This is a genomic window from Rhodococcus sp. ACPA1 (genome assembly GCF_002300195.1).
GTDB classification, from domain to species: domain Bacteria; phylum Actinomycetota; class Actinomycetes; order Mycobacteriales; family Mycobacteriaceae; genus Rhodococcus_F; species Rhodococcus_F opacus.
On sequence record NZ_NSDX01000004.1, the window covers coordinates 1,354,123 to 1,379,450 of the forward strand.

Genomic DNA, 25,328 nt, shown 5'->3' on the forward strand with positions numbered 1-25,328 from the left:
GTTCAGCGTAAAGCGTCGGCGGGCCGTCGGAGCCGTGTCGGCAGGATCCCGGACGATCGGGACGCCGGTCCCTTCCACCTGGGACATCGGGTCGGCGACAGTGGTGCGATCCGAGAGAAAGGCCTGTCGTGACCATCGACGACGAGGAGGCGGCCGGGTCCGCGACCCTGATGGACAGCCTCCCCGACCGCCACCGGACGGTGCTGCGACTCCGGCTCGCGCACGGCCTCCCGGCCGCCGAGGTGGCACGCATCCTCGGGACGAACGTCGAGGGCATACTCCTCCTCCAGCACGCGGCGCTCAACCTCCTCCGGCGGCAACTCGCCGCGGGGGCAGTGCGCGGCGGCGAGGGGCCGGCAGGCGGATGACACTGATCGACGCTGCGAGATCCCGCGGTGCTGCCACTTTCACGTCGTCTCGGCGGCGTGCCGCCGCATTCGTGGAGTTTGCCGACCCACAGGTTCATTCTGAGGAGGGTCGGAAAGGAGAGCCACAATGATGACAATCATCACCAGAGTTGTGCTTCGCGAGGAGGGAGCCGAGCGATGGGACGGCGCAATGCATGAGCGGGTTGCTGCGGCGCGTGAAAAGCCGGGGTGGATATCAGCGCAGCTTCTCAAGGGGGTCGATGAGCCACTCGAGCGCGCCATCGTCGGTGTCTGGGAAACGAGAGAAGACTGGTCGGCCTGGCATCATGACGAAGCCTTCCGCGCGACTCGTGACGAGCTCGTGGGACTTGAAGCCGGCCAGATGGATTCCACGTGGTTCGAGGTGGTCCAGAACACTGCGACTGAAGAAGACTGATCGGGGTGTCGGTAGCTACCGGCTGGAACAGAGCACGTGTGGTCCGGGCGTGCTGATCGAGCCGCGCCCGGACCACCAGGGATCCGGTTGTGCCGGACTTTCGGTTCGGCGGTGCATATCCGGATTCGTCGAAGCATGCTCCGTTGAATGTTCGACGAAGTGAAAAGGAGTTCCGTCCCTCACGAACTCGTGTCGGGAATGTGACGCTGCTACATCGCCATCCATGCGTTGGCATGCTCAACGTGCGGTCGCGCTCGACGACGCCCCCTGACCCGGCCTGCCTGCTGTCGCCGGTACCCACGCGCCGACGACGAACACCGTTCCGGTGTCCCGGATCTGGCTGCAGCGAAGGGCCGCCACCTGAGCGCGGCCTCCTACTCCGCAACTGCGAGAGGGTGGGCCTCCGCGTGCGATGCGTCGGCTTCGACGGCGCGGGTGACGCGCATGAGGGCGACTGCCACGAGGGCCGCGAGCAGGAGGGGCACGATGACCGCCAGGTACATCGCGCGCGGCGTCATCACGCTGAGCGCGTAGCCCGCGACGATGGGCGACAGGATCGCTCCAGCGCGCCCGATGCCCATCATCGCGCCGTACCCCTTGGCCCGCGCGAGCACCGGGTACACGGCCGTCGAGGTGGAGGTGTATCCCGAAAGCCCCGCGAAGATTCCACCGCCGAGCAGCGCGGCCATCGCCAACGCGAACGGACCCTGAAGCGTGACCGCGAAGGCTGCAATCGCCACGGCGGACACAAGGGAGGTTGCGAACGCGATCCGCGCACCCGGGAACCGCAGACCGAACGCGCCGAAGAGGCTTGCTCCAACAACCGAACCGACGCCGATCATGATGCCTGCCAAGGCGCCACTGCCCGCGTCCCCGCTGGTTGCCTTGATGAGCTGCGGCGTCCACGTGCTCACGAAGTAGTACCCCGCGGTGAGCATCGAGTAGCCGAACACCAGCAGGAGCGTGCGCGCTCGCAGATTCCGGCCGAGGAGGCGGGTCGGGGCCTCGGGGTCAGCCGCGACGTGGTCACCTGCCCGAGGTGCATTCTTGCGTGCGAGGAATTCGGGGGATTCGCGGAGAAAGGCGACGGTCACGATGAACGACACAATCCCCAGCCCTGCGCCGATCCAGAACATGCCCTGCCAAGCCCCACCCGCCAGGGCGATGAGCCCGGCACCGGCGAAGCCGGCCAGCAACGTGCCGAGCGGGTACCCGATCATGACCATTCCGACCGCCACACTCCGGCGATTGGCCGGGGCGGCCTCCTGGCAGAGGACGATGATGACGACGCTGATGGTGCCGATCGCGATGCCCGTGACGAAGCGAGTCGCGAGGAGTGTCTCGAAGTTGATCGAGAGGGCCGACCCGGCCAACCCGAGGGTGTTGGTGGCGAGGCCGACCAGCAGGACGCGTCGTCGGCCGAAGACGTCCGCGTAACGCGCGAGGCCGATCGCACCCACCGCCATTCCGGCGAGTGCGGCACTGATCAGATACCCTTTCTGAGGGTTGGTGGCGAAGCCCTCCGGCAGGTGCGGCATCGCAAAACCCATCACGAGAACGTCGTAGCCGTCCAGCATATTCAAGAACATGCAAAAGAGCACCGTCGCAAGCTGATACGGGCGCATGCCCGTCCGCGCCGGCCAATCCTTGGTCCCGCTCATCGGGTCCCTCTCGCTCGAAGTGTCGAAGTGTTCTGGCTGTAATTCCTGGGGACGTTTTCCTCATGACGTCTGGCCATGGGCCCGCCCTCGGCCGGAGGGAATCAGACTTTCAGCAGGGCTGCGAAGTCGGAGGCGGGCTGGTCGGGGTCGCCGTTCTGGATGGTGTGGAGGAGGGTGTTGCCGCGTTCGGTGCCGAGTGAGGTGGAGGTGACGTCGCGGAATTTCGCGTCGAGGTCGTGTTGGGACATGGGGTTTTCGGCGGTGCCGGTGGGGTTGTCGATGAATAGGTGTTCGGTGGTGCCGTCGGTGTAGGTGACGGTGATGTCGCCGACCCAGCGGCCGGGGTAGGCGGTGTCGAGTTCGGGTTTGACTTCGATCTTGACCTTCTGGGCGAGGGCGGCGATGTCGCTGCCGGGTCCGATGTCGAGTTGTCCGGCCAGGTAGGCGTGGTGGGTGGCGAAGCCGTTGCCCTTGCCGAGTGCGGAGAGGGCGAATTGGAACGGCAGGCTGTATTGCAGGTGTTCGATGATCTTGGGTGCGTAGGCGTTGGCGTTCTTGTTGCCGATGACGACGTCGCCGCCGGTCTGGATGCCGAGGAGTATGGAGTCGATGTCGGTGGCGCGGGCGGTGAGGTGGCGGGCGCCGTCGATGTAGGCGTGGTTGATGCCGCAGCAGCAGTAGGGCTTGATCCAGATGCGGGTGATTTCGAAGGTTCGGTCGGGGCCGAAGGTGGCGGCGGCGTCGTCGGTGACGGGGCGGCCGACGTAGGTGCGGTAGAAGCCCTTGCCGCCGGTGAGGAAGGTGGTGGGGCCGGTGATGCCGGCGGCGGCCATGTCGGCGGCGCGGATGCCGTTGCGGGTGCCGATGCCGGAGTGGACGCGTTTGATGGAGCCGCCGGAGGAGGTGTATTCGGTGGTGCCGGAGGCGTGGCTGAGGGCGATGGCGAGGGCGTGGGCGGTGGTCTCGGCGTCGAAGCCGCGCATCTTGGCGGCGACGGCGGCGGCGCCGAAGTTCGAGAGCAGGCCGTGGGGGTGGAAGCCGCGTTCGAGGAGTTCGGGTGCGGCGAGGTTGCCGATGCGGGTGTAGACCTCGTAGCCGGCGACGATGCCGGTGATGACCTCGGCCATGGTGGCGTCGAGTTCTTCGCCGATGGCGAGGGCGGCGGAGACGACGGTGCTGCCGGGGTGGGAGGAGCTGGCGCGGTGGGCGTCGTCGTATTCGAAGCCGTGGCCGTAGGTGGCGTTGACGAAGGCGGCGTCGGCGGCGCTCATCTTCTCGCCGGTGGCGGCGACGTGGGATTTGCCGGGGGCGTGCGCGGTGCGGGTCAGTGCGAGGACGGCCTGGCTCCAGGGCAGTGATGCGCTTCCGATTTGGAGGGCGAGTTGGTCTTGCATGAGGCGGCGGGCGCCGGCGAGTGCGTCGGCGGGGAGGGTGTTGAAGGTCAGGTCGGTGACGAGCCGGGCGAGGGCTTCTTCGACGGGTGGGAGGGTGCCCATGTGTGTGTCCTTTGCGGTGTTCGGGGCGGGAGAGCGAACCGGGCGCTCAGGCCGCCGGGGTCAGTGGGAGAAGCAGCGCCGCGACCACGTCGTCGACCTTCTCCAGCGCAAGGATGTCGTCGACCATCGCCTCGACCACCCGCTCGCTGAGCGGCAGCACCGAGAACGGGACGCACATCCGGAACTTGTCGATGAAGTCCTGCTCACTGAACGGGTTCTCCGGGTGCCCCTTGACGTACACGTGCTCGGTCACGATCTTGCGGCCGTCTCGCAGCGTGGTCGTGAGCCGGGCTCCCCAATCCGACACGGACGGGTCCTCGGTGGCCGAGATCGTCGACATCAGCTCGCGGACGTCCTGGCGTTGCCGGGCTTCGGCCGCGTACGACTGCAAGAAGACCTTCTTGTCGATCGCAGCGGTCGCGACGGCGTACGGCAGGCTGAACTGGCACTCCGGAACCGTCTGTGGATGCCACTTCTTGTCGGTCGGCTCGCACACGGCGCGCCAGCCCGAGGTGGAGACATCGATGTGGATCTCGGCGATGTCGCCGGCAGCGAAATCGTGTGTGCGCATCTGTTCGAGGATTCCGTCGATCGACGAGTGGGAGAAGTAGCAGGCGCTGTAGCCCTTGGTGATGATCTGCGTCATTTCCCAGCGCTCGCCCAGATCACGAGTGAGTGCATCGGGATCCGTTTGCCAGCGGGCCGTGCGCAGGTATCCGTTGGCACCCGTCAGCACCTCCTGCCGCGGTCCGGTGATGCCCTTTTCTGCGAGTAGGCAGGCGGTGATCGCGGATTGGCAGACCAGACCGTGGTGCACGCGGACCATCAGGGTGGCGGGTGCGTAAATCGCCATCGTGTGGGGCTGGGTCATCGTGCGTGCGATCCCCTGGGCATTCTCCAACTGTTCCTGGGAGAAGCCGAGGAGCTTCCCGACCGCGGCGACAGCCCCGAATATGTAGTGGCCGCCACAGTCATTGGACTTCACGGCCGAGCTGATGAGCTTGTAGGCGGACCCCACGCGAATGAGAGTCTCCTGGCCGACTACCAACGCCGTGAGAAACTCCTCTCCGGTGACGTTCGGCCGCAGGCCGGTTGCCGCGAGCAGGCACGCAACGATGTATTCACTGATGTGGCCCGCTTCTTCGTGAAGATCGCCGCAGTCCATCGCGCGAGGCATCGGCCCGATCGCCAGTGCCGCCTCCGTCGCCGGGACGCGGCCGCCATAGAACGGCAAGACGGACTGTGGTGTTCCGCCCTTGTCCTTGACCATCTCCACGATCGCCGGGATGCCGTCCATGCCCGAGCCGCCGATCATCACGGCCATACAGTCCAGCAGGGTGTGCTTTGCGTGGCGGACGACGTCCTCCGGCAGATCCGTGTAGCCGGTCTGCACAGCCATGCGGCACAGAGTGCTCATCGGGTCTTCTGAATTCTGGATCTCGTATCTGGTCATTTACTCGGGCGTCCGTCCTGCGCCGACCTCGACCTCGAGGCCGGTCACGTATCTCGCCTCGTCCGCTTCGTTTCGCGTCCGAGGTCGCCGCTCTCATTCCGTTTTCTGTCAGGTCGAGATTCGCTCACCGCCGAAGCAGACGGAAGTAGCTTTCTCGGTCAACGAGAAACAATTAGTGAGACCGATCTCAACAACGTGGAAGAGTGGGGCAGCTCATGTGGGGTCGGTGGCGTGCCGGATCTGCTGCATCAGCAGGGTCAATCGGGGGTTGGTGTGCCCGCTGCCTGCAAGGAACGCCCGGGAGATGCCGCGGGCGGTCGTGTGCAGTGCCGGCAGCAGATCGGACGGCACGCCCACACCGAACGGCGTCGTGACGGACAGCGCGGCGAGCGCGGTACCGTCGTCGGAAAATATCGGCACGGCGATTCCGGTGGCGTCGGGCGAGATCCATTGCCGTGCGACGACATACCCGACTCGACGGGTCTCGTATACGATCCGTGCAAGTTCGGTGCGGTCGACCACGGTGTGCTCGGTGAAGCGAGTGACCTTGGCCTCCTCGAGGATTCGCTCCCGCACTTCCGGCGGCGCGAAGGCGACGAGAACCATGCCGGGAGACGACGCCAACGCGGGTAGGCGAACGCCGGGTTGCGTCACGTTCGTGGCGCTCGGCTGCCGCGACGACAGGGTGTCGACGTTGATGACGTCGTTGCGATCGAGTATCGACAGCAGGGTGGGCGCGTTGACTACGTCTCGCAGATCTTCCATGTAGGGGAGCGCGATCTCGCGGAGTGTGAGGACGCCTGACGATCTGGTCACGATCTCCCACAACCGCATTCCGATTCGGACCCGGCGGTCGGCGTCGCGGTCGAGGATCCCGAGGCCGACGAGTTCCGTGACGATACGATGCGCCGACGGGATCGGAATGTCGGCCTGGCGTGCGATCTCCGACGCGGTCAGGGAACCACCGGCGTCCTTGAACGCTTCGAGCACGCGCACGACCCGCTCGATCATCGACTCGCCACGCGCCGGCATCGGCTGATCACCTACCTGAATCCGCAGGACCATTCTGAAGAGAGCTACCCGAACGCTCCAGTCGAGTCCTCGCACGCGGATCGAGCATGTGTGGACGGAGAATGACTTTACTCGCTCGCCCTAGGCGTTGAATCGGGCGGATTCGGGAATCGGGCAGTGCCATCGCACCACGCGTGCCCGATCCGTCCATTCGGTCGGGGACCTCACTCTGTGAAGTGCGGATGCCTCCGCGCCTCGAAGGCGGCGATGCCTTCCGCCGGGTCCCCTCCGGCCATGGCCCCGACAACTGTCTCTCGCTCGAGGTGCAGACCAAGATTCAGGGTGTTGTGGAGCGCACCACGCCCAAGCCGTTTCATGGCTGCCAGCCCGGGCCGGCTCCGGGAGGCCAAGACGCTGCAGTATTTGGTCGCTTCTTCGTCCAATCGCTCGGGGTCTACCACGTAGTTGACGATCCCCCAGCGCAGCGCGGTTTCGGCGTCGATCCATCGGCCTGAATACATCAGGTCGAGTGCCCGGCTGAGTCCGATGAGCCGCGGAATCCGCTGGGTTCCACCCCAAGCCGGCACCAGCCCGTATTGCACGTGCTGATCGCCGAAACGAGCGTCGCTCGCAGCGAAGACCACATCGCAGCACAGTGCCAGCTCGAGCCCGCCCGCGAGAGCCAGGCCCCGGCACGATGCGATCACGGGCAGTGGGCTGTTCTCCAGTCGCTGCAAGGTCTCGTGGACCAGTAGAAGGAAGTCGTCGAGCAGTGTCGGGTCTCGCATCATCACCTTTGCTTCTGCGAGATCGCCCCCGGTGCTGAAGTGTCTACCCTGCGCGGTGATCAGCACAGACCGGACGCCGGAGTCGGGCTGCTCGAACTCGTCAATTGCCGCACGAATGGTTTCGAAGGCTGCCCGGCTCAGCGCATTGAACTTCTCGGGCCTGCTGAGTTCGATCACGCCGGCAGCGCCGCGACGGGTAACCGTTACGTGGCCACCGGCGATCGGTGTGGTCGTTGCTTCAGGTGCCACAACGTCTCCGTTTCTCATCGATGTCGTTGGTCGACCGAAGTGACGACCGGTGGATGGACGGTGCCTGGGTTTGGACCGGCTACTCGGCCGGACCGTCAGCCGCGCCGGGGAGTCGAGAACCGCGCACGTGGGGAATGTCGCGAACTGTACTCAATATATAATGCAGCACAAGGTGCGATGCAGGTAGAGTATCTCCGTGCCGGGCGACAACGGTGCACGCGCCGACTTGTCGAACGTGCGGCGCGAAGGCGACCGCCGTGACGACCGATCCCATCCTCGAAGGAGACCGATGACCGAAGATGCCGAAGAGAGAACTGTCAGCCGTGCGCAGAGGATGTTCGGCACTCTCGCGCCGAAGCTGGCATCGTTGACAGACGATGTGCTGTTCGGTGACGTCTGGGAGCGACCTGGGTTGTCCCCACGCGACCGCAGTCTGATAACCGTGGCTGCGCTGGTCGCGCTCTGCCGGGAAAACCAACTGCCGGGGCATTTTTCGCGGGCATTGGACAACGGCGTACAACAAGATGAACTCGTCGAAATCATCACCCATCTCGCGTTCTACGCAGGATGGCCCAATGCCGTGACGGCGATAGCGACGCTCGAGACCGTCCTGGAACAAGAGAATGATGCAGCGATCCCGACGAGCTGACCTAGGTCTGCGCAGCAGGAAGGGAACCACTATGACCGAACACAACGGCAGGACGAGTGAACCGATCCTCGATCCCGACCTCGAGATCGTCGACTCGCACCACCACCTCTTCGACCGCCCGACCGGTCGCTACATGTTCGAGGACTATCTGGCGGATGCCTCGGCGGGGCACAACATCGTTGCCTCGGTGTACGTCGAAACCCAGGCGATGGCACGCACCTACGGTCCGGCGCAGTTGCGCGCGATTGGTGAGGTCGAGTTCGCCAACGGCGTGGCCGCGATGAGTGACAGCGGCGGTTACGGACCCTGCCGGGTCTCGGCCGCTATTGTGGGCTACGCAGACCTCACCGTCGGCGAGCCCGCGGGAGAGTTCCTCGATCTCGCGCTCTCGACCGCACCCGACCGCTTCCGTGGGGTCCGACAGATACTGATCGAACACCCGTCGGAGGCGCCGTATCGGTACATCACACACCGTCCCCCGAGTGGACTCATCCGCCGCCCGGGACTCGTGTCAGGACTGCGCGAGCTCGGGAAACGAGAACTCACTTTCGACGCCGCCGTCCTCCACCATCAGCTCCCAGAGTTGAGCAGATTGGCGGACTCCGTTCCAGAGACGACGATGATCCTGAACCATCTGGGGTTGGCGATAGCCATGGAAACGAACGCTGAGGAGAGCACCGCAATCTTTCGAAGCTGGCGAGACTCCCTGCATGATCTTGCTCGACGTCCCAACGTCGTCTGCAAGATCGGTGGTCTAGGCCTGCCCTTCTGGGGTTTCGGCCTCGAAAGTCGGGAGACCAAGGCCGGTTCGGATGAACTGGCAGAGATCTGGCGCCCATACGTCGAAACCGCGGTGGAGGCGTTTGGTGCGGACCGCTGCATGATGGAGAGTAACTTTCCGCCGGATGCTCGATCGTGCGGATTCGTGCCCCTGTGGAATGCGCTGAAGTCCGTTACGGAAGCCTTCTCTGCCTCGGAGAGAACGGCATTGTTCAGTCGTACGGCGAGGCGTGTTTACCGAATCCCGTCCGTTGGACAGGCGGACTTGCGCGGCCCCCGCGGTCGTGGACCGGGGGCCTCCGCACGCCCTGATGCTGTGACCGTTCAGGCCAACGCTGCGGCGACGGCCTCGGCCGCGGCGAATGCGGCGTTGTCCAGTTCGTCGTTCACCGGTGTCGGGCAGGACGACAGTTTCACGACGACGACGCCCCGGTCGATGTCGATGTAGATGGACTGACCGTAGATTCCCAGACACAACAGCACACGCCGATCGGGGTGGGGAATCCAGAACTGATTTCGGTACATTCCGCCCGGGAACGGCGTTCCGGTCGGCGATTGGGAATATGCCTCATACGAATCGGGCGCGCCACGTAGGGAATCGTCGATCCAGTGCAGCGGCACGACCTGTTCGGCGCCGATGCGTCCGCCGCGGCGGAGCATCTCACCGAATCGCGCAACGTCCCGGAGCGTCGCGGCGAGGCCGCCGTCCGCGAAAACGGCTCCGGCACGGTCTACCCCGGCGTCCATGTCGTCGGCGGCGAACTTCGACCACACGAGCCGCGACAGCAGCGCCGGCATACGGTCGGCGGCGGCGCGTTCGCACACCCAGCCGAGTACATCCGTTTCGCACGATCGGTATTCGAAAGGGCCGCCGTGGGGGCGAGCCGCTTTCAGCATCGGAAGGAACTGGTAGAGCGACGGCGGTACCCAATCGTCGACGCGCGGAATCCAGCCCACGGCCTGATCGAGGTAGCGCACCTCGGCGCCCGGTTCCAGATATTCTTCGGAGAATCGGATGCCGGAACGCATGTCGAGGATGTGGCGCACAGTGGCACCCGCGTAACCGGAGTTTGCAAGCTCCGGAATGTACTCGGTGAGTGCGGCTTCGGGGTCCAGCAGACCGGCTGCGATCAAGTGTGCCGCGACGGTTCCGACGATTGATTTGCTGACCGAGAACAGCATGTGCGTCCGGCCGGGTTCGAGGTCTCCGGGGTACAGCTCGGCGCGGACACTGCCGTTGTGGAGGACCATGAATCCGTCGGTGTAGGTGCGGTCGAGTACCGAACGGAGCGTTTCGGTGCCGACGGGGAGATCGAGATCGAGCGGGTCGCCGTCGGTGAGTCGCAGTGGCGCCGATCCGGCAGCCACCTGTGCCGTCGGCACGACTTGCCGCATTCGGCCGAAGGTGTACCGGTTGGTCGGTGGGCTCTGCCAATCCGCAAGGCTGACAAACGACTTGGTATCGATCATTTCACGGCCTCGCTGCTCTGTCCGGCGGCGACGATGACCGCCTGCTCGTGGGTGAAGCTCATTTCGGGTGTCGGCCGGCGGAAGCCGCGTGTGAGCCAGACGAGGTAGACGATTCCGATTGCCAACCAGGAGATTCCGGAGATCAGTGCATGCTCGCTGAGCTGGGTGATCATGTACAGCGTCACGGCGGCGCCGACGAGCGGCATGACCACGAAGCGGACGGCACTCAACTGCCGTGTGGCGTAGTTCCGCAGGTAGTACACGATGACGCAGAGGTTGACCGCGGTGAAGGCCGTGAACGCGCCGAAGTTGATGAATCCCGTCGCGGTTTCGAGCGGCATGTTCATACCGAGGAAGCACATGCCGCCCGTGACGAGCACACAGAACACCGGAGTCCGGGTACGGCCGTTGAGCTTTCCGAACAATCGGCGGGGAAGCACGCCGTCGCGGCCCATGATGAACAGTAGACGGCTCGAGCTGAGCTGGACGGCCAGGCAGGATGCCGATCCTGCGATGATTCCCGCGAGGTTGGTCCAATCGGCGAAGAACTGACCACCGACCTGCACCGACATCGCGTACGACGCGGCCTGGGCGTCGTCGAAGATGTCGCCGGGGTGGACGAGCTGCATGACATAGGCCACGACGAAGAAGATGACGCCGCCGATCGAGACGATCCAGATGATGGCCCGGGGGATGTTTCGCGCGGCGTCCTTGGTCTCCTCGGCGAGTGTGGTCACCGCGTCGAAACCGAGAAACGAGTACGCCGCGATCGCCGCTGCCGCGGAGATGCCGGCGACCGTGCTGTTGGAGTTCCAGAACGGTTCGCCGTAGGAGGCGACCGGATTGCCGGCGAGGAACTTGATGCAGTACGCGAAGAAGAGCAGTACCAAGAAGGTGGAGACGGCGAGCAGCAGCCGGTTGAGACGATCGGCAAGCGCGATCCCGATGACGTTGATCGCCGTCGTCAAGCCGGCGTTGATCAACATCCACAGCCAGATCGGAACCGCCGGGAACTGTGCGTTGAGCAGGATCGACTGCGCCAGCCACGCGACCATCGGCAAGAACAGGTAGTCCAACAGGATCGCCCATCCGACCAGGAACCCGGCCGCCGAGCCGAGGTTGCGGCGGGCGTAGAAGTACGCCGAACCCGAGACCGGGTAGATGCGCGCCAGCCGTGCGTAGCTCAGTGCGGTGAGCAGCATCGCCCCTGTCGCGACCAGGAACGCCGTGGGCGCGGTGCCGGCACTGACGACTGCGATGACGCCGAAAATGATCATGACCAGGCTCGGAGCCATGTAGGACAACCCGAATGCCACTACTGACGGAAGTGTCAGTCGCGGCGTCAACTGTGGTTCGTCAGTCGCTGTCGCGACCCGCGATTCCGTCATGCGAACTCCTTGAAGTAGTGCTGTGGCGACGACCACTAAACTCTGCCGAAACGATGTTGTCAACGCTGTTGACAACTTTGTGGGTAGCGCGATGCGCAGGTGCTGTATTGCTACGGTGGATCGGTCGAGGGATCGAGGGGAGCACGATGGCGAAGGACACCGTTCGCGCCACAACGCCGGCGCGGACGACGCGGCGTGAACGCAAGGGGCTGCAGCAGGAAGCCGCGGTGAAGGCCGCGTTCGAACTGGCTCAGCGTGACGGCGCCGCGGGGCTGACGATGCGTCGTCTCGGTGAGGAACTGAAGGTCGATGCGACGACTCTGTACCGGCTGTTCCGTGACAAGGACGAGTTGCTGCTGGCCGTCTACGACCATGCGACCGCCGTCGAGCTCGAGGAGATCGGAGAGGTGCCCGACAGCGAGCACTGGCAGGACACGTTGCGGCGCATCGCCGATCGGATCTGGGCGACCGCGGTCCGCTCACCTGCTATCGCGGCGCTGACGTTCGCCCGCACGACGGGCGGTCCGGCAGAGCGCCGAATGGTCGAGCTGATCCTCGAGACGTTCGCGCGGTCGGGTCTGTCACGCGAAGCCACGGTCCGGTACTACCGGGCATTCGCCGACGCCACGCTCGGGCTCGCCGGGCAGGTCGCCGTACTCGCCACCCTGGACTCCGAGATCCAGGCGAAGGACGCCGCGTCGTGGACGCGCATCTACGCGCATCTTCCCGACGGCGAGTATCCGACGGCCCGTGCCCACATCACGGAGCTGACCAGAATCGATCGTCGGACGATCTACGATCTGGTGGTCGAGGCTGTGCTGGCGGCCGCCGAGCGCGAGAGCGCCGAGTCCGCGTAGCGAATCGTGAGCGAACGCACCGATTGCAAACCCAAACCCGCTGCCTGTTCGATATGCAGGCGCTCGCTACAGCCCTACCCCGGCTTCCTCTGCCAGCGGCTCCATTTTCTGGCAGCGCCGAGTTCCCGCGGAGTCAATCCGCCCCACACGCCGTGTTGTTCGCCGAAATGGATGGCGTACTGGCGGCATTCAGTGATCACCGGGCACCGTCGGCAAATATTCTTCGCGATGCGCTCACTCTGAAGCTGGGAATTCTTGCCGTCCTCGTCGAGGTAGAACACGGTGATATCCATGCCACGGCACCGCGCGCGCAGCCGCCATTCCTCAGGGGCGACATCGCCATCCGGTGCGGCGTGCGATGTTCTCACAGAACACGCTCCGATCGTTCGACGAGGTATGTCGTGCCGATGCCGACACTGAAAACATAATATATTGAACGACGAGAAGGGGCAACCGGCCCGAAGCATCGCCGGCCGGAGGACAGACGTTTGTGCCCAGCACTACTGACGGTTGCCAGAAGTGCTGGGCACAATGCGGAATGCGTAGCGGATGGCCGGCGGGTCAGCGCGTGACGCGGAGGAGTTCGCGATCACGCGCCGGGTCGGCGAGAATCAGTGCGACGATCGCGACGACGGCACCCACGATGCCCAGACACTGGAACGCCGCCTGGTACCCGTCGATCTTGCTAGCCGAGGCGTCGACGACGATCCCCATCGACCACGGCCCGATGATCCCGCCGATGGCCTGTAACGCGAAGAAGGCGCCGATGACACCGGCTGTCTGGCGCGGCGGGCACGTCGCGATCACCGCGGCATTGAGCAGCGGGAATATCGCGACAACCAGCCCGTACGCCACCGAGACCGCGCAGACCGCGAGAAGCGGAGACCCCAGGGCCGGCAGGCTCACCAGCAGCACCCCGGCGACGATGACGCCGACGCACGGCACGACCACGCGGACCAGGCGGATGGACAGGCCGCGGCTGATCCCGCGATCGCTCAGCCAGGATCCGCCGATGAGCGTCGCGAGCCCGACGAAGCTCGGTGCCGCGAACAAAGTGCCCGACTCGAGGCGGGAGTATCCCAATCCCTGCTCGAAGTACGAAGGCAGCCAGGTGAGCACGACGGTCATGAGCGCGTAGGCGCTCATCGCGACGAGGACGGCGGACACGAAGGTCCTCGAGGTGAGCAGACGCCGCCAGCGGACTGCCGGCTCGCTGTCGGTGGCGTCGTCCGCGGACGTGTGCTTGCCGCCCACGGTGTACGGGCCGGGACGCCAGGTCAGCAGCCACGGGATGCACCACAGTGTGGTCGCGAATGCGAGCACGATGATGGCTGCTCGCCACCCGTACTCGGCCACCACGAGCGCGAGGATCGGAACGACGGCCATCTTGGCCAGCATGCTTCCGCTGATGATGAGCGCGCTCGGCAGACCTCGCTTCGCGGGCGCATGCCACGAGTAGGCGGCCGTGTGCAGCAGCGCGGATGTCGGCCCCTCGGTGAGCCCGAGGAGCATCCGGCTCGCGAGCAGGACTGCGAACGTCGACCACACGACGAGCGGCAGCATGACGACGCCCCACAGCACGGCGATGATCGCGATGGACCACCGGAGCGCGAGAACCTTGTTGATCGGTCCCGCGAAGAAGCCGCCGAAGCTGAAGGCGAGGAAGAACATGCTGCCGGTGAAGCCGATCTGTGACGCACTGAGCCCGAGATCCTCGCTGAGCGGCTGGGCGATGAGGCCGAACACCGCCTTGTCGGACGCGTTCATGAGGTACAGCACCACGAGCATTCCCGTGATACCCCATGCGGTCACTTTGCGAGGTTCTGTTGTCGGTTCGGACCGCGGGACTTGCGTGGGCACAGGGTTGGTCATGAGGTTTTCTTCAGTGTTGTTCACGTAAGGGTGCCCTTCGTTCTGGTCGTCGAGATCACTCCGTCAACGCTGTGTGTTATACATCATATACTATTCACCTGAAACGCGAGTTGTGCAATACATCGGGCACTAAATATCGAGACCTTGCATGCATAATATATTTAATCTAGGGTGAGGATACGAACTGCAGCGACCGACGGTCGTACTCGTCGTCGCTCGAGAGAAAGGACGTCACATGCCGGGTCTGTACTTCGAGGAATTCGCACCGGGAATGGTTATCGATCACGAGGTGCGCCGCACCGTGACCGAAACCGACAACGTCTTGTTCAGCACGATGACGTTGAACATGGCGCCGCTCCACCTGGATGCGGAGTACAGCAAGGACTCCATCCACGGGCAGCGTCTGGTGAACAGCCTGTTCCTCCTCGGCCTCGTTGCCGGTATCTCGATGCACGACACCACGTACGGGACCACCCTCGGCAACCTCGGCTTCGACTCGATCAAGTTCCCGAAGCCGGTGTTCCACGGTGACACCATCCACGTGCGCACCGAGATCGTGTCGGCCCGGGAGTCGAAGAGCCGCAACGACTCCGGCATCGTCACCTTCCGTCACTACGGCATCAACCAGCGTGACGAGATCGTGTGCGACGCCACCCGCGTCGGCCTGATGCTCAAGAAGTCGGCCTGATCGCTCACCCCGACCCGACGACCGACAGTCCCAGACGAGGAGAACACGGAAATGGGCATCAGTAGCCAGCCCGAGGAGATGGCCTGGGTTCCCGGCCCCGCGGTGCGCGAGCGCGCGAGGCTGCTCGCGGCGATGAAGAGCTGGGGCTTCGGCGACGACGCCGCCGCCGTCGCCGAGCTGGGTCGTCGCGCCGTCGCCGATCCCGAGTGGTTCTGGCGCGAGGCGCTCGCCGACCTCGACGTCGAGTTCTCGGTGCCGTTCGACCGTGTTCTCGACGAGTCCGAGGGCAAGGAATTCCCGAGATGGTTCCCCGGTGGCCGGATCAACGTCGCGGAACTGGCGGCCCTCCGGCACGCACGCGGTGCCCTCGCCGGCAAGACCGCGGTGGTCTACGAGGGCGACGGGGGACAGCGGCGCACGCTGACCTTCGCGGAACTCGCGGCGGAGGTGAGCCGATTCGCGGCGCACCTCGCGGGCCTGGGAGTCCGTAGGGGCGATCGTGTGGTGTTGTTCATGCCGGTCGTGCCCGAGGCCGCCGTGGCCTTTCTCGCGATCGCGATGATCGGCGCGGTCGCGGTGCCCACGTTCAGTGGATATGCGCCCGACGCCCTGGCCACGCGTCTGCAGGATTCGGACGCCGTCCTCCTGGTGACCGCCGACGGCACGACGCGCCGCGACAAGGTCGTCGAGATGAAGGCGACCGCAGATGCCGCACTCGCCCAGGCGCCGACGGTGCGCTCCGTCGTGGTGATCCGGCACCTGGGAACCGACGTGCCGATGCAGGAAGGCCGTGACGTCTACTACGACGAACTGGCGGCCGATCCGGAGCCGGTGCCGACCGCGAAGACCGAGTCGAACGATCCGCTGGCCATCGTCTACACGTCCGGAACGACGGGCAGGCCGAAGGGAATCGTGCACTCGCACGGCGGTTTCGCGGCCAAGACCGCGGTCGACTTCGCCTACGGCTTCGACGTGCACGCCGACGACGTGGTCTCCTGGATCACCGACCTCGGTTGGCTGGTGGGCCCGATGCTCATGACCGGTCCGCTGCAGCTCGGTGCGACCATCGTGATGATCGAGGGCCTGCCCACCCACCCCACACCGAATCGTATGTGGGAGATCGTGAACCGCAACGGTGTCACCGTGCAGGGCATCGCACCGACGGCGGCACGCGCACTCAAGGCGGCGGGCGACGGCAGCGCTCCGGCGATGCCGACCCTGAAGACGTTCGTCTCCACCGGCGAGGCCTGGGACGAGCCGACCTGGTTCTGGCTGTTCGACGAGGTCGGCGGGCGAGAGCGCGCGATCGTCAACTACAGCGGCGGCACCGAGGTCGGTGGCGGGATCCTCGTCGGCTACCCGTTCCTCCCCGCCGCGCCGGCGGCGTTCACCGGGCCACTGCCCGGCGTCGATGCGGCCGTCCTCGACGACGACGGTAAGCCCGTCGTCGGCCAGATCGGCGAACTCGCGGTGCTCAACACGTTCCCCGGGATGACGCATGCCTTCTGGCAGGACCGGGACCGCTACCTGGACACCTATTGGAGTCGCTGGGACGGCGTCTGGGTGCACGGCGACCTCGCGAGCGTCGACTCTGCCGGCATGTGGCGGATCCACGGCCGCTCGGACGACACGATCAAGCTCTCCGGGCGCCGCGTGGGGCCCGCCGAGATCGAGGCCGCCCTGCTGCGTGACAACCGGATCACGGAGGTCGCGGTGATCGGCGTGCCGGACGAGATGCGCGGTCAGCGCGCGGTGGCATTCGCGGTTCTGCGCGCCGACGGTGTCGACAACGACGACCTGCAGGCGACGGCATTGGCTAACGCGGGCAAATCCTTTGCGCCCGAGGTCTATACGGTGCCGACGCTGCCGAAGACGAAGAACGGAAAGATCATGCGCCGCGCCATCCGGTCGCGGTTCATCGGTGCCCCGATCGGCGACATGTCGTCGCTCGACCCGGCGACGCCGCTCGAGGACATTCCCGTGTACGCGGGCGAAGACTAGGAGTACTGAGATGGCAGATTTCGACACCGAAAGCAACATCGAGATCGTCCGCAAGGCGACTCGCGAGCTGGCGCGGAAGTTCGACAACAACTACTGGCTCGACAAGGACAACAAGCACGAATACCCGTGGGATTTCATCAAGGCCTTCGCGGACGGGGGCTGGCTCGGCGCGATGATCCCGGAGGAGTACGGCGGGATCGGTCTGGGCCTGCAGGAGGCTGCCGTGATGATGGGCGAGATCGCGTCGTCCGGCGGCGGCATGAGCGGTGGCTCGGCGATCCACTTCTACGTCTTCCCTCCGGCGCCGATCGTCCGGTACGGCTCGGAGGAGATGAAGAAGAAGTATCTCCCCAAGCTGGCCTCGGGTGAGATGCTCACCGCGTTCGGCATCACCGAGCCGACCGCCGGTGTCGACACGTCCCGCATCAAGACGAAGGCGACCAAGGTCGACGGCGGCTGGGTCATCAACGGCCAGAAGGTGTTCATTACCAACGCCCAGAACGCGCACCGCATCCTGCTGCTGGCCCGCACGGCGCCGCGCCGCGACGACAAGCCGCTGCACGGGATGACCATCTTCTTCGCCGAACTCGACCCCAAGCACGTCACGATCCGCGAGATCGACAAGCTCGGGCGCGCGGCCATCGACACCAACGAACTGTTCATCGACAACCTGTTCGTGGCCGACGAGGACGTGGTCGGCGAGGTCGACAAGGGCTTCTACTACATCATCGACGGACTCAACCCCGAACGCATCGTCGTCGCGATGGAGGGCATCGGCCTCGGCCGCGCGGCCCTCGAGATCGGCACCGAGTACGCGAAGAACCGGGTGGTGTTCGATCGCCCGATCGGCCAGAACCAGGCCGTCGCCCATCCGCTCGCGGACTCGTGGATCCGCCTCGAGGCGGCCGAGCGCATGGCGATGCACGCCGCGAAACTCTTCGACGACAAGCAGGAGTGCGGGCACGAGGCCGCGGCAGCGAAGTACCTCGGCGCCGAGGCCGGCTTCGAAGCGTGCGACCGCGTGTTCTCGACACTGGGCGGCTACGCGTACGCGAAGGAGTACCACATCGAGCGGCTGTGGCGGGAGGTGCGCCTCCTGCGCAACGCGCCGTTCTCGCAGGAGATGGTGCGCAACTACGTCTCGCAGCAGGTGCTCGGCCTGCCGCGGTCGTACTGAGCCCCACCGACGAAGGAGTGTGACGATGACCGGTCCGCTGGCTGGAGTCCGGGCACTGGTGCTCGCGGGAATGGGCCCGGTGCCGTACGTCTCGATGCTGCTCGCCGACATGGGAGCCGACGTGGTGCGGGTGGTGCGGCCACCGAACCGGTCGGCCCGCGCCCTCAGCCAGACGGACGGTCTGACCGAGGAAGTCGACGTGGTCAACCGGGGCGTCGACGCGGTGGCCGTCGACCTCAAGGACGCGGACGGACGCGAGAGTGTGCTGCGCCTGGCCGAAGCCGCGGACGTCTTCATCGAGGGATACCGGCCCGGCGTGACCGAACGGCTCGGGCTCGGACCGGACGAGGTGATGGCACGCAACGAGCGCCTCGTCTACGTGCGGCTGACGGGCTACGGACAGACGGGGCCGCGTTCGCGGGACGCCGGACACGACATCAACTACGTGGCGCAGTCCGGCGCGTTGCACGCCATGGCACGGTCCGACAGTGCGCCGCGCCCGCCGATCAACCTGCTCGGTGACTACGCGGCAGGCGGCGCCATGGGCGCGTACGGCATTGCGTGCGCCCTGGTCTCCGCCGCCCGCACGGGGCGGGGGCAGGTGATCGACGCCGCGATGGTCGACGGTGTCGCGGCCCTCACCGCCAAGTTGCAGGGCCTGCGCGCCGCGGGCCTCTACTCGGACGATCCGGGGACGAATTTCCTCGACTCCGGAGCACCGTTCTACGACACCTATCGGTGCGCGGAAGGCGGCTACATCGCCGTCGGCGCGCTCGAACCCGACTTCTACCGGGAGTTCACCTCGCGACTCGGCGTCGACACCGCCGACTGGCCCGACCAGAACGATCGCGCCGCATGGCCGCATCTGCGGAAGCTCATCGGCGACGCGGTCGAGTGCCGCACCCGTGACGAATGGGAGAAGGTGTTCGCGGGTACCGATGCCTGCGTCACCCCGGTGCTCACGTTCGACGAAGCCGCGGTGGATCCCCACAACACCCAGCGCGGCGTGTACCGGACCGTCGGCGGTGTCCTGCATCCGATGCCCGCGCCGCGTTTCAGCGGCACACCCGCTCGCGAACCCGAGACACCGCGGGTGGGCACGATCGCGACCGCGGACGTCGCGTCGCGGTGGGGCCTCGGCGACTGACCGAACCGCCGGCGCACCGATCGACCCGAGAATTTCCCAGGAAGGAAGCAACAGTGACCAGCTACGAGGACTTCACGTCCGTGAAGGTAGACCGCCCGGAAGAAGGCATTCTCCGCATCATGCTGGACGGGCCGAACCTCAACGCGGTGGGCCCGGACGCGCACCGCGAGCTGGCCGACATCTGGCCGGTGATCGGTCTCGACCAGTCGGTGCGCGCCGTGGTCATTCGCGGCGCCGGTGAGCGGGCGTTCTCGGCGGGAGGCAGTTTCGACCTCGTCGAGGCCATGATCGGCGACTACGCGTCGCGGACCCGGGTGATGCGTGAGGCACGCGACCTGGTGCGCAACATCATCGAGGTCCCGCAGCCGATCATCTCCGCGATCAACGGACCGGCCGCCGGTGCCGGCCTCGTGGCCGCGCTGCTCGCCGACATCTCCGTCGCGGGCCGCCGCACCAAGATCGTCGACGGCCACGTCCGGCTGGGTGTCGCCGCCGGAGATCACGCGGCCATCTGCTGGCCGCTGCTGACGAGCATGGCGAAGGCCAAGTACCACCTGCTCACCAACGAGGTGCTCACCGGTGAGGAGGCGGAGCGGATCGGCATGGTCTCGCTGTGCGTCGACGACGACCAGGTGCAGGACCGGGCGATGGAGATCGCGCGGAAGCTGGCCGCCGGCTCCCGGGCCGGCATCCAGGGCACCAAGATGGCCCTCAACGGCTGGTACCGGCAGGCCATGCCGATCTTCGACGCGTCACTGGGGTTGGAGTTCTACGGCTTCGGCGGTCCCGACGTGGTCGAGGGCGTGTCCTCGCACCGCGAGAAGCGGGAGCCGAAGTTCTCGTGACCGGAACCGAACAGGAAACGCAGGGGCCGCTCGCCGGCATCACCGTGGTCGGACTGGAGCAGGCCATCTCGGCGCCTCTCTGCACGCGCCACCTCGCCGACCTCGGGGCCCGCGTGATCAAGGTGGAGGCCCCGGGCTACGGCGACTCGACGCGCGCGTACGACTCCGTGGTCGGCGGGATGTCCGCACACTTCACGTGGTTGAACCACGGCAAGGAGTCGGCGGCGCTGGACCTCAAGTCCGCAGCCGACATGGGGATCTTCCGGAACATTCTCGCCACCGCCGACGTCGTGGTCAGTAACCTCGCGCCCGGCGCGCTCGACCGGCTGGGGATCGGCACCCGGGACCTCTCGCGTGACTTCCCGCGCCTGATCGTGGTCGACATCTCCGGCTACGGGAAGGGCGGTCCCCTCGACCACAAGAGGGCGTACGACCTGCTCATCCAGGCGGAGGGCGGGTCCTGCAGCATCACCGGCACACCGGGGAATCCGGCCAAGCCGGGCATCCCGGTGGCCGACGTCGGCACCGCGCTGTACGCGTACTCCGCGGTGCTGGCGGCGCTCTACGACCGGGAGCGGACCGGACGCGGAGCGGTCATCCCGATCGCCATGCTCGACACCGTCGCCGAGATGATGGGGTTCGCCCTCAATCAGGTGATCCACGCCGGCACCGAGCCGGTGCCGGTCGGCATGGGCTCACCGATGATCGCGCCCTATGGCGCGTACCCCACCTCCGACGGGCAGACCGCGGTGCTCGGGACCACCAACGACCGGGAGTGGCGACGCCTCGCCGAGATGATCGGCCGGCCGGAGCTCGTCGACGAACCGCCGTACGCGCACAATGACAATCGCGTCGAGGCGCGTGACGAACTGGACGCGGTCGTGGGGGCGTGGTGCGCGGAGCACACGCTGGCGGAGATCCAGAAGACGGCGGACGCCGCGGGGATCGGCAACGCCCGGCTCAACAGCGTGCGCGACCTGGCCGAGCACCCGCAGCTGGTCGAGCGGGGACGGTGGCGTGAGGTGGGTACCCCGTCCGGCCCGGTGCCGGCGCTGCTGCCGCCCGCGGTGGCCGACGGCTGGCCGGTGCGCAGCGGCGCGGTGCCCGCCCTCGGCGCGCACACCAACGCCATCCGGGCCGAATTCGAGTAGGAAGAGGGATCGCACCATGGCTGTTCCCCATTCGGCACGGCACTGGAGCGCGGTCGAATCGCTCGCGCCCGGCGACGCTGCGGATCTGCAGAACCGTCGGCTGCGCGAGCAACTCGACTATCTGGCCGCCCGCAGCGACTTCTACCAGGCGAAGTTCGCCGAGCATTCCGTCGACGTCACCCGTGTGCGCACGGTGGAGGACCTCGCGGGCCTGCCGTTCACCGAGAAGCAGGAACTGCGGGACAGTCTGGCGGCCACGCCGCCGCTGGGAAACCATGTCGCTGCCGATGCCGTCGACATCGTGCAGATCCAGGCGTCGTCGGGCACCACCGGCAGCCCGTCCTACGTCGGGTTGACGCGGCGCGACATCGACGTCTGGTGCGAACTCGGCGCGCGGGCCCTGTACGCCAACGGTTTTCGCCCCGGCGACCGGTTGCTGCACGGCTTCGGGATGAGCAAGGGCTTCGTCGGCGGGATCCCCGTCGTGCAGATGGCGCAGTACATGGGCATCGTCGACATTCCGATCGGCGCGGAGGCGGGCGCCGAGCGACTCCTGCGTGTGCAGGCGGACCAGCGGCCCGACGCGCTGATCGGCACGCCGAACTTCCTGGCGTATCTGGCCGAGCAGACACCGTCGATCCTCGGCCTGCAGGCCCGCGATCTGGGCGTGCGCGCGATCAGCGTGGGCGGCGAGCCCGGTGGCGGCCTGCCCGCGGTACGCGGCAAGCTCGAGTCGTTGTGGGGCGCCACGTCGCGGGAGATGCTCGGCGGCACCGACATCGCCTGCATCTACTGGGGCGAGTGCGAGGCGGGTGACGGGATGCACTTCCTCTCCCCGGACCTGATGGTGGCCGAGCTGATCGATCCGGAGACCGACGAAATCGTCGCGCCCGTGGCGGGCGCGCGGGGAGAGTTGGTGTACACGGCGCTGCGCAGGCAGGCGTCACCCCTGCTGCGGTTCCGCACCCGCGACCACGTGGTGGTCACCGGCACCGACTGCGCATGTGGCCGCACCGGGTACAAGGTGCGGTGCGTCGGCCGGACCGACGACATGCTGATCGTGCGCGGCATCAACCTCTTTCCTTCCGCGGTCAAGCAATTGGTGTCGGAGCTGGCGCCGGCCACCACCGGCGAGATGCGTATCCGCGTCGACTTCGAGGGGCACTCGACCCAGAAGCCGCTCATGCTGGTCGTGGAGTATTCCGACGGACTCGGTACCGAGCAGCAGGACGACCTGCGGTCGTCGATCGAGCAGCGGGTCCGGTCGGCGCTGGGCGTCAAGGCGGTGGTCGAGCTCGTGCCCGACCGCACCCTCGCGCGACCGGACCACGTCAAGGTGAATCTCGTCGAACGGGTGTCGTGACGGAGGTCGTGGCGCTGCGCGTCAGTGCACCGCCGCGAACATGAGGCTCTCCTCGTCGGCTTCCTCCGGCGAGAACTCGGCTGCGATGCTGCCCGCGCGTGCGACCAGGACCCGATCGGACAGTGCCTGGATCTCGGGCAGGTAGGACGAGATGACCACCACCGCGACTCCGTCGTCGGCGAGAGCGCGGATCATCGCGTGAATTTCCGGAATCGTGCCCAGATCCACACCGCGGGTGGGCTCGTCGATGATGGCGACCAGCGGCTTGCGGGTCAGTCCCTTGGCGAGTACGACCTTCTGCTGATTTCCACCGCTCAACTCCTCGAGGGTGGCCTTGCCGGGCGCGAGGGTGCGGACCTCGAACTGGTCGACGAACCTCTGCGCCAACGTCTTCCGGGCACGCGGGTCGGTGATTTCCCAGGACTTGGGCCCGAGATCCCACAGGCCGGCGTTGGCGATGACCGCGTCGAGCCCGGTCTGATCACGGACATCGGCTCCTTCCTTCGCTGCAGTCACCGCGTGCGCTCGCCCACCGGAATGGACAGACCGCTCCTCGCTCCGGGGATCGTCACCGAATCGACCATTCGCTGTGACCGCGATCGACAGCGTGCCGGTATCGGTGGGCACGGGCTGCCCGACGGGAGTCAGTCGACCGCCGGATTCGCGTAACACCCCGATGTTCGACGAACCGGTGCCACCGACCAGGAGGTAGCTCGGCCCCGTCGCATCATTCGTGGGAGCCGCGCCTGCCGAGGGACTGGCAACAGCGCCGGCGGACACGGTCGCAGCAAGGCTGATCGCCATTACGGTCGTACGTATTCGCGCTCGCCGCATCCGCTGAGTCGACCGTATTCGTTTGGTCGCCGATGGGTTCCGAGTCGTCAATGCAACCTCCGTGGTTCTTGATTCGGCGAGTTCGCCATGCTGAACGTAGGCCGGGGAGCCGGGGTGAAAGTGTCCAATTATCTGGACACTCCGTTGCACGGGCGCCGGTCGACGCCGACGGCAAGTCGACGATTGTCGTGGACGAGACCACCGGCACTCGGGTCGCACTGCCTGCCTTCTCCGTGAACGACGTGTGGAGGGTCGATGCACTCCCCGCCGTCTTCACCGACGGCGACACCCTCGAGCCCGAGGTGGAACTCGCGCCGCCCGCCAGTGGGCTCGTCGTCCGCCTGGCGACATTTCCACCCGACAGTGAAATCGATCCGGCTGTCTACGCGGCGTCGATCGGAAAACTGCACGGCGAGGGCGCCAAGGCGGACAGCGACGAGATCGTTGGATTGCATGCCACCGAGACCGTCGATATCGCGACGATCATCGACGGTGAGATCTATGCGATCTACGAGACGGGTGAGACCCTGCTCAGGCCGGGTGACACGGTGATCAACCGGGGCAACAAGCACGCGTGGAGCAACCGAACGGACAAGCCGGTGACGATGGTCGCGGTGATGGTCGCAGGCACGAAGGGCTGACTCTGCTCAGCGTGAGGGGAGAGCCCGTTCTAGGAAGCCTTCGAGGTGCAGGGCGAACGCCTCGTTGTCCTCGCCGGCGATCATGTGCCCCGCGTCCACTTCGACGGCCTCGGAATTCGGCACCAGGGCGAGCATCTCGTCGACCGCCTCCCGCGAGACGATCTCCGACCTCGTTCCGTGAACTATCAAGGTGGGAACCGTGATCCGGGCGGCCAGGGCGGCGAGCCGCCGCTCGTCGGAATTGCCGCGGTTGTCCGCGTAGCCGACGAAGGCCGGATCCCAGTGCCAGTACCAGCGACCGTCACCTCTGCGACGCAGGTTCTTTCGCAACCCGTCGCTGCGGCGACGGCGGGGTGGCGTGCCGCGGAAGGCGTCGATGGCCGCGGACGCGTCGTCGAGCGAGGCGAACCCGTTGGGCGCCGCGCCCAGGAAGTCGCGGACCCTCCGCTGGCCGGTGCGGTCGATCCGATGCGTGATGTCGACCAGCACCAACCCGGCGAGGGAACGGGGGCGTTCGCCCGCGACGACGATGCCCGTTCGGCCGCCCAGTGAGGCTCCTACGACGACGACACGGCCGCCGAGGTCCGCGAGAACCGCCTCGAGGTCGGCCGCGAAAAGCTCGGCCGAGTATTCGGGTGCCCATTCGCTGTCTCCGTGGCCGCGCGCGTCGAGAGTGACCGCGCGCCAGCCACCCTCGGCCAGTCGCGCCGCCGTGCGATCCCACGAGTGCCTGGTCTGGCCGCCGCCGTGGAGGAGGAGAACGGTTCCCTCTGTCGAATCGGTCGGCCGATCGTCGGTCTCCCACCGATCACCGACAAGACGGACCCCACCGGATCCTGTGAACTCGACGGGGATCGGCCGGGCTGTGGTCTGGGCGTCCATCAGCTCTCTTTCTCGTCATCGGCCGCCGGCCCGGTGGGGGCCGGCGGCCGGAGGGAATCAGACTTTCAGCAGGGCTGCGAAGTCGGAGGCGGGCTGGTCGGGGTCGCCGTTCTGGATGGTG

23 protein-coding genes and 1 pseudogene are annotated in these 25,328 nt (G+C 66.4%); 13 read left to right on the forward strand and 11 right to left on the reverse strand.

The window, feature by feature from the left end:
- The first annotated feature begins 128 nt into the window (after nucleotides 1–128).
- Both CJ177_RS24260 and CJ177_RS24265 read left to right on the forward strand, forming a co-directional pair.
- On the forward strand, nucleotides 129–368 hold the full coding sequence (locus CJ177_RS24260; protein WP_061043481.1) for a sigma factor-like helix-turn-helix DNA-binding protein: 240 nt from the start codon (nucleotides 129–131) through the stop codon (nucleotides 366–368).
- Between the two features lie 127 nt (nucleotides 369–495).
- Nucleotides 496–804: an antibiotic biosynthesis monooxygenase gene (locus tag CJ177_RS24265; protein ID WP_005250101.1), complete on the forward strand. Its 309-nt coding sequence runs from the start codon at nucleotides 496–498 to the stop codon at nucleotides 802–804.
- A 374-nt stretch (nucleotides 805–1,178) separates the two neighbouring features.
- Here CJ177_RS24265 and CJ177_RS24270 read toward each other — a convergent pair whose 3' ends face one another.
- The 5 genes from CJ177_RS24270 to CJ177_RS24290 all read right to left on the reverse strand — a co-directional run bounded on the left by CJ177_RS24270 (nucleotide 1,179) and on the right by CJ177_RS24290 (nucleotide 7,462).
- Complete coding sequence (locus tag CJ177_RS24270; RefSeq protein ID WP_257014661.1) at nucleotides 1,179–2,393, reverse strand: MFS transporter; 1,215 nt, start codon at nucleotides 2,391–2,393, stop codon at nucleotides 1,179–1,181.
- A 173-nt stretch (nucleotides 2,394–2,566) separates the two neighbouring features.
- Nucleotides 2,567–3,961 carry an MmgE/PrpD family protein gene (locus CJ177_RS24275; RefSeq protein WP_095868787.1) on the reverse strand — a complete coding sequence of 465 codons (1,395 nt, stop codon included), beginning with the start codon at nucleotides 3,959–3,961 and terminating at the stop codon, nucleotides 2,567–2,569.
- 46 nt (nucleotides 3,962–4,007) lie between these two features.
- Nucleotides 4,008–5,378, reverse strand: a complete 1,371-nt coding sequence (locus CJ177_RS24280; protein ID WP_257014662.1) for an MmgE/PrpD family protein — start codon at nucleotides 5,376–5,378, stop codon at nucleotides 4,008–4,010.
- A 249-nt stretch (nucleotides 5,379–5,627) separates the two neighbouring features.
- Nucleotides 5,628–6,446 (reverse strand): IclR family transcriptional regulator, encoded by an 819-nt coding sequence (locus tag CJ177_RS24285; protein ID WP_257014663.1) that lies wholly within the window; start codon nucleotides 6,444–6,446, stop codon nucleotides 5,628–5,630.
- Nucleotides 6,447–6,649: 203 nt separating this feature from the next.
- Nucleotides 6,650–7,462, reverse strand: a complete 813-nt coding sequence (locus CJ177_RS24290; RefSeq protein WP_197436213.1) for an enoyl-CoA hydratase/isomerase family protein — start codon at nucleotides 7,460–7,462, stop codon at nucleotides 6,650–6,652.
- Nucleotides 7,463–7,751: 289 nt separating this feature from the next.
- Between CJ177_RS24290 and CJ177_RS24295 the strand changes: the two genes are divergently transcribed.
- Both CJ177_RS24295 and CJ177_RS48400 read left to right on the forward strand, forming a co-directional pair.
- Nucleotides 7,752–8,111, forward strand: a complete 360-nt coding sequence (locus CJ177_RS24295) for a carboxymuconolactone decarboxylase family protein (protein ID WP_025433480.1) — start codon at nucleotides 7,752–7,754, stop codon at nucleotides 8,109–8,111.
- Between the two features lie 31 nt (nucleotides 8,112–8,142).
- Nucleotides 8,143–9,123, forward strand: a pseudogene (locus CJ177_RS48400) (amidohydrolase); the annotation flags it as partial.
- 92 nt (nucleotides 9,124–9,215) lie between these two features.
- Here CJ177_RS48400 and CJ177_RS24305 read toward each other — a convergent pair.
- Nucleotides 9,216–10,361, reverse strand: coding sequence for a serine hydrolase (locus tag CJ177_RS24305; protein WP_095868788.1), 1,146 nt, complete (start codon nucleotides 10,359–10,361; stop codon nucleotides 9,216–9,218).
- A complete protein-coding gene (locus tag CJ177_RS24310; RefSeq protein WP_095868789.1) occupies nucleotides 10,358–11,749 on the reverse strand; it encodes an APC family permease in 1,392 nt (463 codons plus the stop codon). The genes CJ177_RS24305 and CJ177_RS24310 overlap by 4 nt, the downstream gene beginning before the upstream one ends.
- A 146-nt stretch (nucleotides 11,750–11,895) precedes the next feature.
- On the opposite strand from CJ177_RS24310, the gene CJ177_RS24315 reads away from it, so the two are divergent.
- Nucleotides 11,896–12,606 carry a TetR/AcrR family transcriptional regulator gene (locus tag CJ177_RS24315; RefSeq protein ID WP_005250143.1) on the forward strand — a complete coding sequence of 237 codons (711 nt, stop codon included), beginning with the start codon at nucleotides 11,896–11,898 and terminating at the stop codon, nucleotides 12,604–12,606.
- 74 nt (nucleotides 12,607–12,680) lie between these two features.
- Here the strand turns inward: CJ177_RS24315 and CJ177_RS24320 are convergent, their stop codons facing one another.
- A complete protein-coding gene (locus tag CJ177_RS24320) occupies nucleotides 12,681–13,073 on the reverse strand; it encodes a WhiB family transcriptional regulator (protein WP_143548702.1) in 393 nt (130 codons plus the stop codon).
- Between the two features lie 94 nt (nucleotides 13,074–13,167).
- Nucleotides 13,168–14,418: an MFS transporter gene (locus tag CJ177_RS24325; RefSeq protein ID WP_231913827.1), complete on the reverse strand. Its 1,251-nt coding sequence runs from the start codon at nucleotides 14,416–14,418 to the stop codon at nucleotides 13,168–13,170.
- Nucleotides 14,419–14,713: 295 nt separating this feature from the next.
- Here CJ177_RS24325 and CJ177_RS24330 point away from each other — a divergent pair, with 295 nt between their 5' ends.
- Genes CJ177_RS24330 through CJ177_RS24360 form a run of 7 tightly spaced genes read left to right on the forward strand, consistent with a single transcriptional unit; the run spans nucleotide 14,714 to nucleotide 22,850 of the window.
- On the forward strand, nucleotides 14,714–15,166 hold the full coding sequence (locus CJ177_RS24330) for a MaoC family dehydratase (RefSeq protein WP_061043303.1): 453 nt from the start codon (nucleotides 14,714–14,716) through the stop codon (nucleotides 15,164–15,166).
- Nucleotides 15,167–15,217: 51 nt separating this feature from the next.
- Entirely contained in the window at nucleotides 15,218–17,167 is a 1,950-nt protein-coding gene (locus tag CJ177_RS24335; RefSeq protein ID WP_061043302.1) for an AMP-binding protein, read from the forward strand.
- Nucleotides 17,168–17,177: 10 nt separating this feature from the next.
- Nucleotides 17,178–18,344: an acyl-CoA dehydrogenase family protein gene (locus tag CJ177_RS24340; protein WP_005250148.1), complete on the forward strand. Its 1,167-nt coding sequence runs from the start codon at nucleotides 17,178–17,180 to the stop codon at nucleotides 18,342–18,344.
- Nucleotides 18,345–18,369: 25 nt separating this feature from the next.
- Nucleotides 18,370–19,491 (forward strand): CaiB/BaiF CoA-transferase family protein, encoded by a 1,122-nt coding sequence (locus CJ177_RS24345; protein WP_095868790.1) that lies wholly within the window; start codon nucleotides 18,370–18,372, stop codon nucleotides 19,489–19,491.
- A gap of 53 nt (nucleotides 19,492–19,544) precedes the next feature.
- Complete coding sequence (locus tag CJ177_RS24350; RefSeq protein ID WP_073366928.1) at nucleotides 19,545–20,336, forward strand: enoyl-CoA hydratase/isomerase family protein; 792 nt, start codon at nucleotides 19,545–19,547, stop codon at nucleotides 20,334–20,336.
- The gene (locus tag CJ177_RS24355; RefSeq protein ID WP_095868791.1) at nucleotides 20,333–21,487 is read left to right on the forward strand and encodes a CaiB/BaiF CoA-transferase family protein; all 1,155 of its coding nucleotides are present in this window, start codon (nucleotides 20,333–20,335) and stop codon (nucleotides 21,485–21,487) included. The genes CJ177_RS24350 and CJ177_RS24355 overlap by 4 nt, the downstream gene beginning before the upstream one ends.
- Nucleotides 21,488–21,503: 16 nt before the next feature.
- Nucleotides 21,504–22,850 (forward strand): phenylacetate--CoA ligase family protein, encoded by a 1,347-nt coding sequence (locus tag CJ177_RS24360; protein ID WP_095868792.1) that lies wholly within the window; start codon nucleotides 21,504–21,506, stop codon nucleotides 22,848–22,850.
- 21 nt (nucleotides 22,851–22,871) lie between these two features.
- On the opposite strand, the gene CJ177_RS48405 is transcribed toward CJ177_RS24360, so the two are convergent.
- On the reverse strand, nucleotides 22,872–23,654 hold the full coding sequence (locus CJ177_RS48405) for an ATP-binding cassette domain-containing protein (protein ID WP_257014664.1): 783 nt from the start codon (nucleotides 23,652–23,654) through the stop codon (nucleotides 22,872–22,874).
- Between the two features lie 218 nt (nucleotides 23,655–23,872).
- Here CJ177_RS48405 and CJ177_RS24370 point away from each other — a divergent pair, with 218 nt between their 5' ends.
- Entirely contained in the window at nucleotides 23,873–24,325 is a 453-nt protein-coding gene (locus CJ177_RS24370) for a cupin domain-containing protein (protein ID WP_095868793.1), read from the forward strand.
- A gap of 6 nt (nucleotides 24,326–24,331) precedes the next feature.
- On the opposite strand, the gene CJ177_RS24375 is transcribed toward CJ177_RS24370, so the two are convergent.
- Nucleotides 24,332–25,207, reverse strand: coding sequence for an alpha/beta fold hydrolase (locus CJ177_RS24375; RefSeq protein ID WP_095868794.1), 876 nt, complete (start codon nucleotides 25,205–25,207; stop codon nucleotides 24,332–24,334).
- Between the last annotated feature and the right edge of the window lie 121 nt (nucleotides 25,208–25,328).

Excerpts from the sequence above, each read along its gene's own strand:
- CJ177_RS24265 (WP_005250101.1), top strand. The coding sequence starts at position 496 with ATGATGACAATCATCACCAGAGTTGTGCTTCGCGAGGAGGGAGCCGAG.
- CJ177_RS24270 (WP_257014661.1), bottom strand. The coding sequence starts at position 2,393 with ATGTTCTTGAATATGCTGGACGGCTACGACGTTCTCGTGATGGGTTTT.
- CJ177_RS24275 (WP_095868787.1), bottom strand. The coding sequence starts at position 3,961 with ATGGGCACCCTCCCACCCGTCGAAGAAGCCCTCGCCCGGCTCGTCACC.
- CJ177_RS24280 (WP_257014662.1), bottom strand. The coding sequence starts at position 5,378 with ATGAGCACTCTGTGCCGCATGGCTGTGCAGACCGGCTACACGGATCTG.
- CJ177_RS24285 (WP_257014663.1), bottom strand. The coding sequence starts at position 6,446 with ATGCCGGCGCGTGGCGAGTCGATGATCGAGCGGGTCGTGCGCGTGCTC.
- CJ177_RS24295 (WP_025433480.1), top strand. The coding sequence starts at position 7,752 with ATGACCGAAGATGCCGAAGAGAGAACTGTCAGCCGTGCGCAGAGGATG.
- CJ177_RS24305 (WP_095868788.1), bottom strand. The coding sequence starts at position 10,361 with ATGATCGATACCAAGTCGTTTGTCAGCCTTGCGGATTGGCAGAGCCCA.
- CJ177_RS24310 (WP_095868789.1), bottom strand. The coding sequence starts at position 11,749 with ATGACGGAATCGCGGGTCGCGACAGCGACTGACGAACCACAGTTGACG.
- CJ177_RS24315 (WP_005250143.1), top strand. The coding sequence starts at position 11,896 with ATGGCGAAGGACACCGTTCGCGCCACAACGCCGGCGCGGACGACGCGG.
- CJ177_RS24320 (WP_143548702.1), bottom strand. The coding sequence starts at position 13,073 with ATGCTTCGGGCCGGTTGCCCCTTCTCGTCGTTCAATATATTATGTTTT.
- CJ177_RS24330 (WP_061043303.1), top strand. The coding sequence starts at position 14,714 with ATGCCGGGTCTGTACTTCGAGGAATTCGCACCGGGAATGGTTATCGAT.
- CJ177_RS24335 (WP_061043302.1), top strand. The coding sequence starts at position 15,218 with ATGGGCATCAGTAGCCAGCCCGAGGAGATGGCCTGGGTTCCCGGCCCC.
- CJ177_RS24340 (WP_005250148.1), top strand. The coding sequence starts at position 17,178 with ATGGCAGATTTCGACACCGAAAGCAACATCGAGATCGTCCGCAAGGCG.
- CJ177_RS24345 (WP_095868790.1), top strand. The coding sequence starts at position 18,370 with ATGACCGGTCCGCTGGCTGGAGTCCGGGCACTGGTGCTCGCGGGAATG.
- CJ177_RS24360 (WP_095868792.1), top strand. The coding sequence starts at position 21,504 with ATGGCTGTTCCCCATTCGGCACGGCACTGGAGCGCGGTCGAATCGCTC.
- CJ177_RS48405 (WP_257014664.1), bottom strand. The coding sequence starts at position 23,654 with ATGGCGATCAGCCTTGCTGCGACCGTGTCCGCCGGCGCTGTTGCCAGT.
- CJ177_RS24375 (WP_095868794.1), bottom strand. The coding sequence starts at position 25,207 with ATGGACGCCCAGACCACAGCCCGGCCGATCCCCGTCGAGTTCACAGGA.